This is a genomic window from Companilactobacillus futsaii JCM 17355 (assembly GCF_001435505.1).
Classification (GTDB): Bacteria; Bacillota; Bacilli; order Lactobacillales; family Lactobacillaceae; genus Companilactobacillus; species Companilactobacillus futsaii.
The window spans coordinates 1-17,104 of sequence record NZ_AZDO01000065.1 but is presented as its reverse complement, the minus strand read 5'-3'; the positions used below and the strand labels follow the sequence as shown (position 1 = coordinate 17,104).

Here is a 17,104-nt window from a genome sequence, read left to right as displayed (position 1 = left end):
AATCCATGATTTCTTAAAACTTATAAAAATGTCTAACTTTTTTATTGCACTTCAAATATCGGATTTCCTTTTTTATTCTTTAGCAATTTTGGGTAACAATGTAAATATTACAAGTCCTACTAAAAACAAGACACTCAAGGAAGCAGCACCGATAGTCGATTTACCAGTCATTTGGGTTACGATAGCAACAATAAATGGACCCATGACAGCAGAAAACTTGCCTAAGATATTTAAAAAGCCATAAAATTCACTACCGGATTCCTTAGGAATAATTTGACCAAAATAGGATCGACTCAAGGCTTGTAATCCACCTTGACTAGTTCCCACTAAAATTGCCAATACCCAAAAGTCAAAATTAGTTTTTAACCTTAAAGCGTATAAACAGATCAATAAGTAAACTCCAATTCCTAGTAAGATACCTTTGCGTGTCGAAGTCTTATCTGCCAACCAGCCAAACATGATTGAAAATGGCACGGCAATCAATTGTACGACTAACATGACGATCATTAATTCTGTCGTTTTAATACCAATATCCAAACCGATTGCTGTTGCCATTGTAAAAATGGTATCAACGCCATCAATGTAGAAGAAATAAGCTACTAAGAACCAAGCAACTTTTTTATATTGACGAATGTGTCTGATAGTTGCAAATACTCGTTTAAAACTCCCTGACACTGGTGATTTAGTAGAAGTTACTGAATATTTTTGTATTACATTTCTTTGAAGTGGCAGGTAAAAGATCAGCCACCAACTAGCCGCAATGATAAAACTCATTTTAGCAATACCAGTTCCATCCAACATCCCAAATCCACTCGTCAACTGCATAATTAGGAAAAGTATGAATGCAAGTACTCCACCTAAATATCCAAAGGCATATCCATAAGTCGATATTTTATTCATCTGCAGATCATCAGCAACATCAGTCAAAAAGCTATCATAAAACAAATTACTGACGGAATAACCGATTGCCGAAAAAATATAAATCGTCAATAACAACTGCCACTGATTCGCTGGTACAAAGGCCAAGCCGACAGTCATTACTATCCCTAACCAACAAAACATACTCAATAGTCGTTTTTTAAAATTAGGATAATCTGCCAAAGCCCCTAAAAATGGTGCTAACAACGAAACTAACAACGTACTAAAACTATTTGCATATCCCCAATATGCTGTCGAACTAGCGTTAGAAATCCCAGAACTCGTTGCAACCGATTTGAAGTAAACTGGCAAAACTGCCGTCGTGACGATAATTCCATAAGCAGAATTGGCCCAGTCATACATAATCCAACCCCACTGCTCTTTATTAATACCCAGTTTAATATTATTATTTTTTAAAGAAATCATAATTCCCCATCCATCCTTTAAATTCACCGAAATTGTAGCATTTACAACTCGATTGCCGATATAAAAAAATCCAATTAATTTTTCTTGTTTTTATCCCTATAAATACTGATTTAACAGTATTATTAGCAATTAACAAAAAAATAAATATCGGTTGTATTATTATAGACTGAAAAAACTGGGAATTAATATAGCCAAAACTGAATAAAAAATCACAAAAAAAATGATGTAATTCAGATTTTACTCCGAACTACATCATTTTTATTTAATGAAGCTTATTTTTCGATTCCTTTTCCAACATAAACATCTTCAAGAACTTGTTTCAATTCAGAAATCAAAGGTTCTTTAGGGTTAGTGAATGAGAATTGATCACCAAAGGTTGCTTCAGCTAAGTCATCCAACTTACTATCAAAATCTTTCTTATCAATAAAGTTGTCTTTCAAGCTTAACTTAATACCAACGGCATGAGCAAGATCAACAATCTTCTTCACTAAGGCATCTTTCAAAGCACGTTCATCTTTACCACTCAAACCAATGTAACTAGCCATAGCAGCATAGTCTGAATCGGCTCTGAAACTTTCGTATGCAGGCCACATAGTCATCTTAGTTGGTTGTTCGAAGTTATAATTGATGACTTGTGGTAAAGCAATAATTGATGCTAATCCATGTCTGATACCATAAACATTTGTCAATACATCAGTAATTGAGTGAGCCACACCGGCAAAGGCATTACCATATGATAATCCAGCTAGAGTTGATGCATTGTGCATTTCAGCTTGAGCATCTTTGTCTCCGGCAACAGCTTTCTCTAAGTTATCAAAGACTAATTTAATAGCTTGAAGTGCATATGGTCTTGTGTAATCTGAGGCCATATTTGCAACATATGATTCAACAGCATTAGTCAAAACATCCATACCAGATTCAGCCATGATGTCTTTTGGCATTGTTTCAACAAATTGTGAATCAATGATAGCAACATCAGGTGTCAATGCATAATCAGCGATTGGGTACTTAGTACCAGTCTTAGTATCGATGATCGAACTAAATGGTGTAACTTGGTCTCCGCCGCCAAATGTTGTAGGGATAGCAACAAATTGAGCTTTTTCTGGCTTAGGGAACTTGTAAGTACGTTTTCTAATATCGATGAAGCCTTGTTTTGCACCAAACAAATCAACATCTGGATGTTCGTAGAATAACCACATGTCTTTGGCAGTTTCCATTGTCGTACCGCCACCTAAAGCAATGATCGTATCTGGCTTGAAGAGGTTCATTTGTGTAACACCACGTTTAACAACATCGGTAGTTACAATATTATCAACGTCTGAGAACATTGAGTATTCAACGTTAACTTTGCTACGTTTCAACTCATCAGTGATCGTATCAACAAATCCTAATTGAACCATAACTGGATCACAGACAATGAAGGCTCTCTTCATTCCTTCAAGATCCTCTAAGTAACGAACTGAAGTTTTTTCATAGTAAACTCTTGGTTGTTTAATCCATTGCATATTATTTCTCCGTTTAGCGATTGTCTTAATATTAAGCAAATCAAATGATGAAACGTTGTGAGAAATAGAATTCTTACCCCATGAACCAGTACCAAGTGTAAGTGATGGAATCATTTCGTTATAAAGATTACCAATACCACCGATAGCAGCAGGAGTATTAACTAGTACACGACTAGCTTTCATCTTGATACCAAATTCAGTAGCCAAATCTTCATCCATTGTGTGGATACCGACTGTGTGACCTAAGCCACCAAAGTGTAGCAATTCATCAGCTTTTTCGAATCCTTCTTTGTGACCAGCAACCTTGAAGACCGATAGAACTGGTGAAAGTTTTTCAGCTGAAAGTGGTTCGTCTGGACCGACCTTACTTAATTCAACACCTAAAACTTTAGTATCAGCAGGAACTTTGATGCCTGCAAGTTTAGCAATGTTCAAAGCAGATTGACCGGCGATAGGACCTTTAACTCCACCTTCTGGTCTAAACATAGCATCGGCTAATATCTTGTAATCAGCTTTCTTGATGAAGAAGACTTTGTTCTTTTCAAACAATGACTTAACTTCGTCATAAATATCTGCATCAATAATGGCACTATTTTCAGCGGCACAAACCATACCATTATCAAAAGTCTTAGAAATCATAATATCGTTAACAGCACGTTTGATGTTAGCTGTCTTTTCAATGTAAGCAGGACCATTACCAGGACCAACACCCAAAGCAGGTTTACCAGTTGAGTAAGCAGCTTTGACCATACCAGGACCACCAGTAGCAAGTACTGAAGCAACTCCATCGTTATTCATCAAATATGAAGTAGCTTCAATGCTTGGCTTTTCGATCCATTGGATAACATCTTCAGGTGCACCTGCATCAACAGCAGCTTTCAACATAACTTTAGCCGCAGCAACTGAACATTTTTGAGCTTGAGGATGGAAACCAAAAATAATTGGATTACGTGTCTTCAAGGCAATCAATGATTTAAACATTGCTGTAGAAGTAGGGTTAGTTACTGGAGTAACACCGGCTAAAACACCAAGTGGTTCAGCGACTTTGATCAAGCGGTGTTCCTTATCGTCTTCGATGATACCAACGGTCTTATCGCGTTTGATTGAGTGCCAAATTTCTTCGGTTGAATACATATTCTTAATAACTTTGTCTTCAACTAAACCACGGCCAGTTTCTTCATAGGCCAATTTAGCTAATTTAAAACTAGCATTCAAACCAGCAATAGCCATTTGATGAACAATGTGATCAACTTGTTCTTGAGTGAAACTGTCCATAATCTTCAAAGCCTTTTGAGCTTTAGCGACCATTTCATCAATAACAGGTTTTACTTCTTCTTTTTTATCGGTTTTTGCAGCAGTATTTGTATCTTTGGAACCTTTCAACATCTGATTACCTCCAAGAATAAAAACTATATTTGTTAACTAATTCACGTTTTATCATATCACTGTGTTTTTTTTGTTCAAGCATTTTAATCCAAAAAGTCAATGTAAACGTATCCACGTTGATATATCAACACGTAACAGATAATTGTTTGTTAGTTAATGAATTTCACATCCCAATAATTTTGATTTTTATTGTGAATATTTCTTCACAAAGTTTGTATTATGGGGCTTTTTTAATTCACAAAAAAAGTAGATTGAAGTGATTTTCAACCTACTTTGTGAAATATTTTATTTTCAAATGAACTTCTCCGCTCTCTATACTAAACGGGTTACACAAGCCAATTCTTTCCGGTTTGTTCCACCCTCTCTAAACGAGCTACGAATGACAAACTTCTGTGCTTTGCTACACTATGAAAATTGTCTTCAAGACCAAGTGACGCAGCCAATCCTCATAGTTAGGCAAATGCTCAAAGTTTAACCGTCATTCTCCACTCTCTCTATCTAAACATTGTCTTAGTAGCACGAGCCATTACTTTTGGATCTTTTTCATAATGGTGCATTGGTGTCATTTCTGATAATGGGATGTTCAACAAGGTGTAAACAGCACGTTGAGCAGCGCGGAATGAATATTGTTCTGTAAAGACCATATCAAATGGTTGTTCACAGAATTGACTGATAAAGGCTAAGTTTCTACTGTGCTTTGGCACTACATCAGGACGGTCGCCGACGGCTCTTTGATTGAACATTGCTGAAGCATATGGCAAATGAACCGGAATTACGTTGACAATACTGTCCATGATTTCTTCAGTATGATTCTTGATATTGTCTTTACTTGGATCAGTTGCAGCCAAATTACCGAGCAATTCTTCAAGCATTTCTTTACCAGTCATTTCCATAACAGGTTTTTGAACGTAATCACCATTTCTTCTTGGATACATGAAGTAACCCCAGAATGTTGATTCATTAGGCTTTTGTGCCTTGAAATGTGGTTGGTGGTGAACAACGATTGACAACAATGGCGTACTTTCAATCCAAGTGTTTAAAGCATTACCTGGCTCTTGTTGTGTGATACGTGAAATTTCGTTGACTAAGAAGTGGTTGTTTGTCGTAACTGTGAAACTTACCCACTCACTTTGTGTACGATCACCAAAGAATTTGTCAGGATTACCTAGTGAATAGAACTTCTCGGCAGCTTTCTTCCAAAGCGTAGCACTAGGAGCATAATCCATATTTTCTTTGAATGGAGTATTGAAGTCACCAATTGCTGAACTATCAGTGATTGAACCATTAGTATCAAAGACTAAGTCGTTTTCAGCAATATCGATGTGACCTTCTTTGTTGTCATTGTCGACTTCTTCATACTTCAAGCCGGTTACGACAATATCATCTTGCAAAGGTGTGTTTTTAAACTCAAGTTCTGTAACTTTGCGATTGTTGATAAAGGTTACGCCACGGTCTTCCAAGTATTTGCGCATTGGCAAAATAATACTTTCAAATTGGTTATAAGGACTTCTTGTAACACCTTCCAAAGTATTGATACGACTGAATTCTAGAATCATACGATTCATGTAACGACGCAATTCAACAGCTGAACTAGCACGTTTGAAAGCAAAAGTAGTTTGCCACATGTACCAGAAGTTCGTTGTGAAGAAGTGAGGACTGCTTGCAAACCATTGTGCAATACTAATGTTATTTAGTTTTTCTTCGTCCTTTTCAGGCATCAACATCAATTTCGATAACAAGTAACGATCTTTATTATCAAATTGCATGTGTTTGTAATTGTCTTTGCCAGGATTTACTCGTGGTCCATTGTGATCAATCAAACGTCCCACATCATGTGTTGGATGGGCATGGTCAAAATTCAAAATATCATCGGTAACAGTTTGTCCAGGATGATCAAGCGATGGTACTGAACGCAAAACATCCCAAAGGTTTTCGAAAGTCTCCTCATTGAGCATTCTTCCACCTTTTGCTAGAAATCCTTTGTTATTAGAAAGTGCTTGGTTACCATATTCGTTTTCATAGTCTTTTACAGCGGCGCCATCATTAGCACAGTGGTCTTCAAGTCCCATCATAGTGATTTGATCACCATTAAATCCACCATCACGAATCAAATAGATACCGGCTGCTAAATTACCAATACCAGTACCAATCATGTAGGCTTTTCTTGTCATAATAACTGACCTCCATTCAAATCTTACTGTTCATCTATACAAATCAAATATAGCAGTTTTTTCAGCAAAGTAAAGGCTTACATTTTGAATTTTGTATCATTTTTCTTCTGATTTTTGGAATAAAAAAAAGATTCAAAACTAGTTAAATTAGTTTTGAATCCCTGATTATTAATCACTATATTTTGTTAAACGGATGACGTCACGAACAATCATTAGCTCTTCATCAGTTGGTACAACTAGAACTTTGACAGTTGAATCATCCGTACTGATCAAGCGAGTGCCTGTACCATTTTCATTACGTTTTTTATCAATTTTTACACCCATATAGTTAAAACTATTGGCAATATCTGCACGTATTTCAGCACTGCTAGCTCCAACACCGGCTGTAAAGATAATTACATCAGTGCCTTTGAGCATGGCGATATATGAACCAATATATTTTACGATACGGTTAACGAAAATTTTGATAGCTAAATCAGAACGATCATTTTCTTCACGTGTTGCTAATAAATCACGCATATCTGGTGAAACGCCAGAGATACCTAATAACCCAGACTTAGTATTCAAAATTTTAACCATTTCATTAGGATCAGTAATTTTTAATTTTTGCATTAGGTAAGCAACTAGTGAAGGATCAATATCTCCAGAACGTGTGCTCATTGTAATACCGGCTAGTGGTGTAAAGCCCATTGAAGTATCAACTGACTTACCATCTTCAATTGCATCAATTGACGAACCACTACCCAAATGGCAAGAAATAATCTTCAAATCATTCAAAGGTACGTGTAAATAATCAGCTGCAGCTTGTGAGACATATCTATGGCTAGTACCGTGAGCTCCAAACTTACGAACACCATATTTTTCATAATATTCGTAAGGAATACTATACAAGTAATTAACTGGATCCATTGTTTGATGGAATGAAGTATCAAAGACAGCTACTTGTGGCACATCAGGCAATATTCTTTCAAAAGCCTCAATACCAGCGGCTTGTCCTGGATTATGCAATGGAGCAAATTCAGACAAGTTCTTGATTTGTTGAACTACTCTTGGAGTTACCACCGCAGAGTCTTTAAAGATACTGCCACCAGCGACTACTCGATGACCAACACCTGTAATTTCAGAATAGTCATCAATGATCTTTAAGTCGATCAATTTATCGAGCATCTTGTTGACAGCAGTTGTGTGATCAGGAATATCACCCATTTCACTGATTTTTTTACCAGCAAATTCAACTTCAAAAACTGAATCAGAAAGACCAAGACGGTCAACCATTCCTTTTGCAACAACTTTTTCATCAGGTACTGTGTATAGTTTCCACTTCAGTGTAGAGCTACCAGAATTAACGGCCATGATTTTAGACATTTAATCTCACCTAACCTTTAAAATTTTTAGCCCAGTCTTGTAACTGGTCTTTAAATCCTTCAAACAACTTGGGATTATTGGTGTCTGGAATTGTACCCATCAAAACATTTTCCACTTGTTTAGCATTGCCACCGTGCTTTTGCAAAACAACAACTGCTTTTTGCGCCTCTTTAGAAGCAAACAAATTAGCAGGTAAGTCTAAGACAGCCTGCAAATAAACGCTAGAAACCATCCACTCAGACAATTTCTTAGCTTGATCGGTTTGGAAAATTTGTGATGGGACGATAAAAATACCCAGTCCACCATCATTCAAATTATTCATTGTTTGTTCAATCAACAGATGATGAGCATAAGAATGGCCCGATTCAGCACTAGTCTGGAAATTCTTGGCATTTTCGTCAATTGGATAATATCCAACTGGTAAATCCGCTACTGCCATATCAATATCAGTAATATCCCAATCTGCCACACTATCTTGATGATAGGCATCCAAATTAAGATTCATAACTTCACTAAATGCCTTGGCTAACGCAACTAATGCATCGTCATTGTCCAAAGCCGCAGCGTTGATATGGAATTTGTCAGTCATATTCAATTGTTCGATAACTTCAATCAATAAGTTTCCTGTTCCGACCGTCGGATCAACTATGTTCACCGTTTTCTTGTTTTGAACGTTTAGTACCTCATAAGCAATAAGGCTCGCAATCAAACCAATGGCATCCGGAGTCATTAATTTATTGACTTCTGCTTTATCATCTTTTTGAGCTTTAATAACAGCAACAGTGATAGCTTGCTTTAACTGTAATGGCGTTAAGTTTAATTGTTTTAGTTCTTGATAAATTGCCTCTAATTTAGCAACTGTATCTTGATCAGGAACTGAATTTTCTACATAAACTTTACCATCGGAAATATTAGTTAAATTCTCGGCAAGTGTATCGATATTACTTACTTTCAAAGACTCCTTCAATAAAGAATTGGCTTTGTTTAGCTTATCAAAATATGATTGCATATCTTTTTCTGACATAGTTAACCTCTTTGCTTCATAATAAAATTTTAACGTTGGAACCGATTTTATTCAAGGATTCCTAAATTCACGATAGTCTATTTTATTACTTTTATTAAATTTCTTGTTAATTTGTTGCTTGTACAACTCGTCCAATTTCTGGTAATCATTGATTTCTTCAGCCAAATAAGAGCTGCTGTAACCAATGACCATAATTGCGACCATTAATACTAATATACTATTTAACAGGACAGTTGCGCTATGTTTTTGATTTTTTTGCAACCAATTATTCATCATAAACTAAACACATCGTTGATTTTTGCTGAGCTTTATTCTCTGTTGTAATAATAACTAAATTTCCATTTTTTTCAATATTAATTTTTTGCAAATCAGTCATAATCGTTTCATGCCCTCCATTTGAAACCGTGGTCGCATGTAGCATTAATATACCTTTAGCCCAGTATTTTTCAATAACTCTTTTATCCTGTTCATCATTTTTTAAATAGACTATTCGTTGATTCTTCAAATCGATACTTTTACTATTTTGCAAAGTTTCTTGTAATTTCTCTTGGGTAATATGCCATCTAACTTGTTCTTGAAAATCTGTTTGCTGAACAATTTTTAAAATTTGTAAGCTTTGTTGCAAAATCCCTAAAGTCATAATCGTGACCATCAAAGCAATTATTGTTTCATATAAAATAAATCCTCTACGTGGTTGGTTTGATTTGATAAACATTTTTATTGACCGTTACCTGATATCCATCATTAATAGTTTCAAAAAAATATTTTTTATTTTTAATGATCAAAGGATTGGGGACATTATTGCTATATAAATTTAACAAAATAATTTTATGAGCATTGACCCTTTCTTCCCAATGATCGATCACCTTAAATTCTTCTTTGACACAATAAGTCAGGGTAAAAATTATTAAAACCGAAATCGATAATGCCACTAATGATTCTGCTAGAACAAAACCTTCACGATTCTGTTTCAACGATTTCACCCCAATTCATTTGAATTTTATATAAGATTTTTTTATGATTCAAACTTGATTCAATAATAATTGTTGCTGCACTAGCTTCTCCAGCTTTGTTGATCGTATAATTTGTCCTTGCACCTGAAGTAATCTTCAAAGATTTTGGTATTTTTTTACTTTGAGTTTGAGTCCTTGTACCTTCTGATGTATGAAAAATAATTTTCTCTTTATCAAAGACCATCCTTCCACCAGTATTATGCAAATAGCAATAATTAAAAGTACTTTTAAATGAATCTTTGAACCACTCTAAATACTGGCGTTCCTCAACTCTAGCTTGATAATCTTTGAGGTTACAGATTGAAAAAATGGTTAAGCTGCAAAAAATACTTAAACTCACGATTGTTTCCAATAATGTAAAAGCCCTTCTAACTGGCATCAGTCTTATCTTTTTCAACTAAATCATTAAGATTTAAATCTTTTATCTTTTTCGCTTTTTTAGCTTGAGCACCAGTTATGTAATTTTCTTTTTGTAAATTATCTATTGAAACCGTTGGATCAGCCGGGTGATTTTCTAAATACAATTCTGCTTGAGTAGTCAAAGTAGTTTTGAAGGCCTCTTCGGATTTAGCATTTGCATGATCTTTTTGGGCGACAATATTTGGCACCATAATTAACATCAACAACGAAATAATAAACAAAACAACAACCATTTCAATCAAAGTAAAACCTTTTCTTATTCTTTTCATCATGACAGTCCTCTCATCATTCCATATATTGGCATCAAAACAATCAAATATGTCACAACGATTACAATTGCGATAATGCCAAACAGGATAGGTTGAATTAAATTCAAAAGTTTTTTTAATTCTTGTTTAGTTTCTTCAAATTTCAATTCCGAAATCAATAACAAATCTTGAGCCAATTGTGGCCCGCTTTCTCCAGCTTGAACAATTATTTGCAACTGATTCGGTAACAATGGTTCTTCTTGGATCATCTGTTCTAAACTTTTTCCTTGTTGTAATTCTTGAATAAATTTATTACCTAAGTAGCGCTGAATTGATCCTTTTTGAAAGCGATTGCTAGATTCACAAATTATAAAAAAATTCATGCCACTAGCCAATTGCATTCCTAGTCCTTGTAAAATTAAAAATTGAAAAAAGTGCAAATAAATCTTTCCAACCAGCGGCAATTTCACAAGTAATAACGAACGATGATATTCATCTTTACGTCGTAAATCAGCAATCAAAAAAATTATTCCGCTTGCTAACAAAATCAAACTGATCAAGATGATTCCTAAAAATAGATCGATTGATTTCCCACTACCAGCAATAGCTAATTGAGGTACAATATAAATCTTCATTCCAATCAGCATCGTTAATAGAAACATCAAAATAAAGCCTGGATAGACTAAAAGTTCTTTTAATTTATTTTTTTGTTGTGCCTGACTTTTTAATAAAATCCCAGTTTGTTTTAACGTTTGATCGATTTTGCCGTGATTCTGGGCAATAACAATCTGATTAAAAATCACATTGGGCAATTGCAAATGACGTAACGCTTGTGAAATCATTGCTCCATTTTGTAAGTCTTGGTGAATTTTTTCGAAGACATCATGTTTGTTTTCAAGTAAGCGCAAACAGTTGATTGACTGATTTAGTGAAAAACCATTTCCCAAAAGCTTACTAATAATCAACAAAAAATCTGCTTGTTGCTTAGAACTTAACTTCTTATCCGTTGACAAATTCTTGGTAAACATTCTCATCTATTCGACCTGCTTGATAAATTTTACGGATTCCCTGTCCCCAACGATCATCTTTAAGATTATTCTCTAAATATTCCTTAATCTCTTCTGTATTCAAAGTATCCAAAAAAATTTGTAAATCATCATAGGTTGGAATCAACCTTTGATATGAGATCAAATTGACGGCATTGATGATTTCTTCTTCACTAACACCAAACTGTTGTAGTCGTTGAATCACTGAATATTTGGATTTACCGTGAATCGTCGACATGACAGTATAACCACAAATTGCTGCACGAATAGCTTGTTGAGCAGTCTTAGCATCCCTAATTTCTCCAATAATCAAAATACCTGGACGATGACGCAAAGTTGTTTTGATCAATTCTTCGTATGTCATCCCCGCTTCCTCATTAACTTGCAATTGCAAAAAACTGTCTTCAACAATTTCAATCGGATCTTCGATACACATAACTCTCTTTTCATAACTAAGATGCCTTGCCAAAGCATACATCAATGAGGTTTTCCCTGAACCCATCGGACCAGAAAACAACATCATCCCTTTTTGTTTAACGATTGGTAACAAATTGTCGACGATTTCTTCTGACACCGGGGAAATCAATTCTTGTGGATAAATCAAACGAATGACCATTGATTCTCTATTTTTAAAGTCTCCTACTGCTGAAACACGGATAAATATTTGTCTATTTTGATACATGAATCCAAAAGAACCTTTTTGAGCTCGACGTCTCTCTGAAATATCTAACCCAGAATTAAATTTAAGGTAATTCATGATCATAGTAGTTTCTTCACTTGACAGATCCGCTACTGTGTATGATTGAAGTGCATTGCGTGCTTCGATATGATAATGCTCATCTCTTGGCAAAAAATAAATATCTGAAATTTTATTTGTACAAGCTTCAGTTAATAAATTGTTGACCATAGTAATGATTGACATATTAACGACCTCCTTTACAAAAAAAATTACGCAAAAAAAGACCGCAAACTGAATTGTTTACGGTCTTAATTTTTTAAAAATTATTCGTCGTCTTCATCTGCAGCAGCAGTGTAAACTTCTGAAACATCATCATCATCTTCAAGTTGATCGATCATGTGTTGGAATTGTTCCTTCTTTTCTTCAGGAACTGGTGTTGTATTTTGAGGGATCATTGTCAATTCTGCATCGGCAAGGTCATATCCCTTTTCAATCAAGCCATCACGAACTGCAGCGAATTCTTTTGCTTCTGTATAAATTTCAAAAGCATCATCTGATGTTTGTAGATCATCTGCACCAAGATCCATGATATCCATTAATACTGTATCTTCATCTTGTGAGTTCTTTGTACGATCCAAAACAATGTAACCTTTACGGTCAAACATGTATGAAACTGAACCAGTTGAACCCATGCTACCTCCGTTACGGGTAAATGCAACACGTACGGCAGAAGCAGTTCTGTTCTTGTTATCTGTCAAAGCTTCTACTAAAACTGCGACTCCACCTGGAGCATAGCCTTCGTAAGTAACTTCATCATAATGATCTTCACTGCCGCCATCAGCCTTGTCTAAGGCACGCTTGATGTTGTCCTTTGGCATATTGGCTGCACGAGCTTTATCTACTATTAAACGAAGGGCAGCATTATCGTTAGGATCGGAGCCACCCGCCTTAGCTGCCATAAATAATTCACGAGACAGCTTTTGGAAGATTTTACCACGCTTTGCATCCTGGGCACTTTTTCTACCTTGGATGTTATGCCATTTTGAATGTCCTGACATTTCTGTTTCCTTCTTTCATGATTATTGTAAACCGCATATTATTTTATCAAAACAACTTCGTTATTTCAATATTTGCAGGTTAAATAACCATCAAAAAAGTAGTTTTTATTAATCTAGTGACGAACTTTTCTGATATCGATTACACCTAGCGTCAAAACAGCAATCATTGCACCGAGAATTTTCATAAATGTGCCACTGTCATTGCCTGTTTGTGGGAAGGTTTGGATACCACTTTGATTAGTTGGGTCGTAGCCATTTTTATGTAAATTAGTTGGTGTTACTAAGACACCTTTAGATTGTCCTTTAATTCCCGGAACGTAGTAAACACTGCCTTCCATGACAATTTTAGATTGTGACTTATTGTTGACGGTTGGATCTGTTGGGCCTGTTGGATCCTTTGCATTATCATTTATCACATTGTTAGAATCACCGGCATTATTATTTGAAGAGTTATTGGTATTATTATTAGTTTCTCCATCAGAATTGCCACCAATTTCATCGTTATTATTATTTGGATCTTTTTCATCAGGAACTACCGGTTCAACTGGCGAAACGACTGGGGGATCTGTTGGATCTGTTGGATCTGTTGGATCTGTTGGATCAACAGTACCACCACTATTAGGATCAGCTTCTACAGTTAACTGGACTGTCTTACTTTGACCATCAGATGTGTTCAATACAACATCATACGTACCAGCTACATCTAAATTAGCTTTGCTCAAATCAACGTTAACATCCAAAGGATTACCATTAACATCAGTTGCTGAAGCTTGAAAGTCACTGGCCATTGGTGTTGGATCTCCAATGTGCATCGTATAATTGCTACCAACTAAACTTTGTTTGTCAGCAGTAATTGTTAAAGTACCAGGAACCACTGTAATTACATAATTAGGATTTTGACTTTCATCGACAACTGCATTGATTTTATATGTTCCGGCAGTTTCTCCAGGGTCCCTAACGATTGTATAAGCCGGATCATCACCATCGACTATGTTAGGCATGGAAAGTTCAACATTATATGCAGGATCTTTGCTTCCGGCCACTTTAGTTGCGTTATCAACTGTTATCGTGATTGGTGCCTTATCAATTATTAAGCTACCACTTTGACCTGCAAACCAATCTATATAGGAGCTTTGAGCCAAGTTATTGATATTGTCAATTCCTTGTTGAGATAAAATAACTTGATAAGTTCCAGCATTTTTAGCATCACTTGCTTCAGAGAAAACCAAATCACCATTTTGAAGTGTATAAGTTGAGCCATCTGACAAGTTAACTGTGTAATCATTAAGATCGATATTTTGATTTTGACCATTGTAAGTTACTTCTTGATTACCAGTTATATCATACGTACCAGAGCGTTTGTAGACTTGAACTGTGACAGTACTCGATTCACTTCCATATGAGTAAACGACTTGATAAGCTCCAACTTTAGTCGTATCGATACTTTGTCCCCTTGTTCCATCTGGTGCAGTGACTTCATAACTTATATCGCTAAATGGAATCGTTGAACCATCATCCTTTTGCGCACTAATAAAGTTATCGCTAGCTTGCCAACTTGTTCCCGCTGCAACTTTGGAATCAATTGCTTTAATAACTGGATTATCCAAAATGACATCATAAGTACCACTATATTTATCAGCACTTGGCAAAGCCCAATTGAAAGTAAAACTATTAGTACCAGTCGGAATATTGAAGACACCATTACTATAAGTTACACCGTTACTCAAATCAGATATTACCAAATCATTTTCATTTACTCCTCCGATATCAATATTGAAGTAATCAGAAATTTTATTGTGGGCAGAATCAGTAAAAATTGCTGCTAATTGATCAACTATACCATCCAAGTTGACATTGTCTAATGAAATATTTGGCAACAAAACCGTCGTGATGCGGTTATTACTAAAAGCATTGGGACCTACTTGAAAATCAGAAGCATTAGATGAAACACCAGTCATTTGATTGTTGCTAAAAGCTGAATTTCCGATGCTTTGAACTGAATCAGGAATCGTTAATGTACCAGTCAACTTATTAGTTGAAAAAGCACCTTCACTGATTGTTTGTAAATTATTATTAAGTACTAGATTAGAAATATTATTACCAGCAAAAGCATACTCTCCAACTGATTGTAAATTAGCAGGCAAAGTAATCGTTCCTTGCAAATTAGAATATTCAAAAGCGCCAGTACCAATCTTCGTTAAATCCTTAGCATTTGAAAAATCTAGACTACTTAAATTGTCATTATAAGTGAAGGCCTGATAGCCAATTGATTGCAAATTTGGACCAAACTTCATTGAAGTCAAACCAGTATCAGCTAGAAAGGCTTGATCACCGATTGTTTCCAAACCATCTGGCAAAGTTACTGATGTTAAACCATTATCATAAATAAAAGCGCCTTTACTGATAGTAGTTAATTGATTATTTTGACTCAAATCTACCGAAGTCAAGGCAGCATCAGTGGCAAAAGCTTCTTCACCAATATTTTGTAAATTAGTAGCTTTTGAAAAATCGACACTTGATAATTTAGTATTACCAGCAAAAGCTTGATAACCAATCGATTGCAAATTAGCTGGCAAAGTGACCGAGGTCAATGCGTTATTGTAAGAAAAAGCCGAATCACCGATAGTTTCAACTGAATCCGGCAATTGAACTTGTTTGATTTGATCACTGGAAAAGGCTTGTTTGCCAATATTTTGTAAAGTTTTATTATTAGATAAATCAACGTCAGTTACTTTGGTATATGCAAAAGCATCATCGCCAATATCAGTTACGCCATCGTTGATTTTGACAGTATTAATGGTTTGATTGCTGAAGAAGGCAGCATTCCCAATCGCTGTGACATTATAGTCGGTACTAGCATTAGTATCCTTATTGGTGACGGTAATCTTAGGTGGAATATTAATATCCGTATCGTCAGCAGTTAAATTAGAATTAGTTCCAGTTAAAGTAGCATTGCCATCATCATCAGTACTCCAATTGAACTTATTAGCATCAGTATAGTCACCATCTGAAGAGATTGTATTAGCACTTGTATCTACTGGCGTTAATGTGGTTGCTTTAGTGTCTGTCGTATCTTTATCAGGAGTCGTAGCAGTTGTGTCAGTCGATGCTGGCGTCGTTGTAGCTGCCACTGAACTTGTCGTATCAGTCGTTGTAGTTGATTTAGTCAAATTAGTCGTTGCAGGCTGAGAAAGACTAGTTGCAGACTTATCAGTACTAATATTATTGTCAGTTGTAGCTTGCGTTACAGTATTTGTTGTTGCTGCTTTTGGTGTAGTTGTCGAGCTGCTATCTGTAGTAGCAGAAGCTGTTTTATTGTCGTCATTAGTTGTTTTCTCGGTGGCATCAGGATCAGTCTTAGTCTGGGTTGATGTCGTATTTGAAGTAGTCGTTGTTGCATCCGAAGCCGAAGGTTCTGAACCGGTAGTTGTTTTAGAAGGTGCAGCAACCGAACTAGTATTATCAGCCGTAGCCGCGTGAACAATGACTGAGTGACCTGCACTGGCTCCTATTCCCAAAGTCATTGCTGCACCAGCGGCAATTAATAATTCTTTTTTATCAATTGTTAATTTCTTACTCGTCATATTAATAAACCGTCCTTGCTGGGATGAAATAAAAATCATAACCTGTCTAAACATCTCAATTAATATAATACAACTTCTATTTTTAATTTCTATTTTTATGCCTTTAACAGGTTTTTCTTAATAGATTCGATAATTAATCGTATAGCAAAAAAGACGACCGTCTAAGTCGCCTTTCGTAATTAATATTTTATGATTTTGAATCATATTTTTTGGCGAATTTTATAATCAAGTTAGCCACCTTAAGAAAAAATAAATAAAAAA

The 17,104-nt window shown here is 35.6% G+C and carries 14 protein-coding genes; all 14 read right to left on the bottom strand.

What is annotated here, in order from left to right:
- Positions 1–72: 72 nt before the first annotated feature.
- The 14 genes from FC88_RS05850 to FC88_RS05785 all read right to left on the bottom strand — a co-directional run bounded on the left by FC88_RS05850 (position 73) and on the right by FC88_RS05785 (position 16,843).
- On the bottom strand, positions 73–1,314 hold the full coding sequence (locus tag FC88_RS05850) for an MFS transporter (protein ID WP_149029897.1): 1,242 nt from the start codon (positions 1,312–1,314) through the stop codon (positions 73–75).
- A 302-nt stretch (positions 1,315–1,616) separates the two neighbouring features.
- A complete protein-coding gene (gene adhE, locus FC88_RS05845) occupies positions 1,617–4,235 on the bottom strand; it encodes a bifunctional acetaldehyde-CoA/alcohol dehydrogenase (protein ID WP_057813721.1) in 2,619 nt (872 codons plus the stop codon).
- Positions 4,236–4,729: 494 nt separating this feature from the next.
- A complete protein-coding gene (locus FC88_RS05840; RefSeq protein ID WP_057813719.1) occupies positions 4,730–6,406 on the bottom strand; it encodes an oleate hydratase in 1,677 nt (558 codons plus the stop codon).
- A 168-nt stretch (positions 6,407–6,574) separates the two neighbouring features.
- Positions 6,575–7,771 carry an acetate/propionate family kinase gene (locus FC88_RS05835; protein ID WP_057813717.1) on the bottom strand — a complete coding sequence of 399 codons (1,197 nt, stop codon included), beginning with the start codon at positions 7,769–7,771 and terminating at the stop codon, positions 6,575–6,577.
- A 10-nt stretch (positions 7,772–7,781) separates the two neighbouring features.
- Positions 7,782–8,795 (bottom strand): class I SAM-dependent methyltransferase, encoded by a 1,014-nt coding sequence (locus FC88_RS05830; RefSeq protein WP_057813715.1) that lies wholly within the window; start codon positions 8,793–8,795, stop codon positions 7,782–7,784.
- A gap of 51 nt (positions 8,796–8,846) precedes the next feature.
- Positions 8,847–8,999, bottom strand: a complete 153-nt coding sequence (locus tag FC88_RS05825) for a hypothetical protein (RefSeq protein ID WP_157060433.1) — start codon at positions 8,997–8,999, stop codon at positions 8,847–8,849.
- A 61-nt stretch (positions 9,000–9,060) separates the two neighbouring features.
- Entirely contained in the window at positions 9,061–9,435 is a 375-nt protein-coding gene (locus FC88_RS05820) for a ComGF family competence protein (protein WP_162256532.1), read from the bottom strand.
- Positions 9,436–9,481: 46 nt separating this feature from the next.
- Positions 9,482–9,769 (bottom strand): hypothetical protein, encoded by a 288-nt coding sequence (locus FC88_RS05815; RefSeq protein WP_057813710.1) that lies wholly within the window; start codon positions 9,767–9,769, stop codon positions 9,482–9,484.
- Complete coding sequence (locus FC88_RS12830; protein ID WP_162256531.1) at positions 9,753–10,160, bottom strand: hypothetical protein; 408 nt, start codon at positions 10,158–10,160, stop codon at positions 9,753–9,755. Before FC88_RS12830 ends, FC88_RS05815 begins: the two co-directional genes overlap by 17 nt.
- A gap of 16 nt (positions 10,161–10,176) precedes the next feature.
- Positions 10,177–10,500 carry a competence type IV pilus major pilin ComGC gene (comGC, locus tag FC88_RS05805; RefSeq protein ID WP_229239872.1) on the bottom strand — a complete coding sequence of 108 codons (324 nt, stop codon included), beginning with the start codon at positions 10,498–10,500 and terminating at the stop codon, positions 10,177–10,179.
- The gene (locus tag FC88_RS05800; protein ID WP_057813706.1) at positions 10,497–11,510 is read right to left on the bottom strand and encodes a type II secretion system F family protein; all 1,014 of its coding nucleotides are present in this window, start codon (positions 11,508–11,510) and stop codon (positions 10,497–10,499) included. The genes comGC and FC88_RS05800 overlap by 4 nt, the downstream gene beginning before the upstream one ends.
- A complete protein-coding gene (comGA, locus tag FC88_RS05795) occupies positions 11,476–12,444 on the bottom strand; it encodes a competence type IV pilus ATPase ComGA (protein WP_057813704.1) in 969 nt (322 codons plus the stop codon). The genes FC88_RS05800 and comGA overlap by 35 nt, the downstream gene beginning before the upstream one ends.
- Before the next feature lie 80 nt (positions 12,445–12,524).
- Positions 12,525–13,259, bottom strand: a complete 735-nt coding sequence (locus tag FC88_RS05790; RefSeq protein WP_057813702.1) for a YebC/PmpR family DNA-binding transcriptional regulator — start codon at positions 13,257–13,259, stop codon at positions 12,525–12,527.
- A gap of 113 nt (positions 13,260–13,372) precedes the next feature.
- Positions 13,373–16,843 carry a leucine-rich repeat protein gene (locus FC88_RS05785; RefSeq protein WP_057813701.1) on the bottom strand — a complete coding sequence of 1,157 codons (3,471 nt, stop codon included), beginning with the start codon at positions 16,841–16,843 and terminating at the stop codon, positions 13,373–13,375.
- Between the last annotated feature and the right edge of the window lie 261 nt (positions 16,844–17,104).

Excerpts from the sequence above, each read along its gene's own strand:
- adhE (WP_057813721.1), bottom strand. The coding sequence starts at position 4,235 with ATGTTGAAAGGTTCCAAAGATACAAATACTGCTGCAAAAACCGATAAA.
- FC88_RS05840 (WP_057813719.1), bottom strand. The coding sequence starts at position 6,406 with ATGACAAGAAAAGCCTACATGATTGGTACTGGTATTGGTAATTTAGCA.
- FC88_RS05835 (WP_057813717.1), bottom strand. The coding sequence starts at position 7,771 with ATGTCTAAAATCATGGCCGTTAATTCTGGTAGCTCTACACTGAAGTGG.
- FC88_RS05830 (WP_057813715.1), bottom strand. The coding sequence starts at position 8,795 with ATGTCAGAAAAAGATATGCAATCATATTTTGATAAGCTAAACAAAGCC.
- FC88_RS05825 (WP_157060433.1), bottom strand. The coding sequence starts at position 8,999 with ATGGTCGCAATTATGGTCATTGGTTACAGCAGCTCTTATTTGGCTGAA.
- FC88_RS05820 (WP_162256532.1), bottom strand. The coding sequence starts at position 9,435 with ATGACTTTAGGGATTTTGCAACAAAGCTTACAAATTTTAAAAATTGTT.
- comGC (WP_229239872.1), bottom strand. The coding sequence starts at position 10,500 with ATGATGAAAAGAATAAGAAAAGGTTTTACTTTGATTGAAATGGTTGTT.
- FC88_RS05800 (WP_057813706.1), bottom strand. The coding sequence starts at position 11,510 with ATGAGAATGTTTACCAAGAATTTGTCAACGGATAAGAAGTTAAGTTCT.
- comGA (WP_057813704.1), bottom strand. The coding sequence starts at position 12,444 with ATGTCAATCATTACTATGGTCAACAATTTATTAACTGAAGCTTGTACA.
- FC88_RS05790 (WP_057813702.1), bottom strand. The coding sequence starts at position 13,259 with ATGTCAGGACATTCAAAATGGCATAACATCCAAGGTAGAAAAAGTGCC.
- FC88_RS05785 (WP_057813701.1), bottom strand. The coding sequence starts at position 16,843 with ATGACGAGTAAGAAATTAACAATTGATAAAAAAGAATTATTAATTGCC.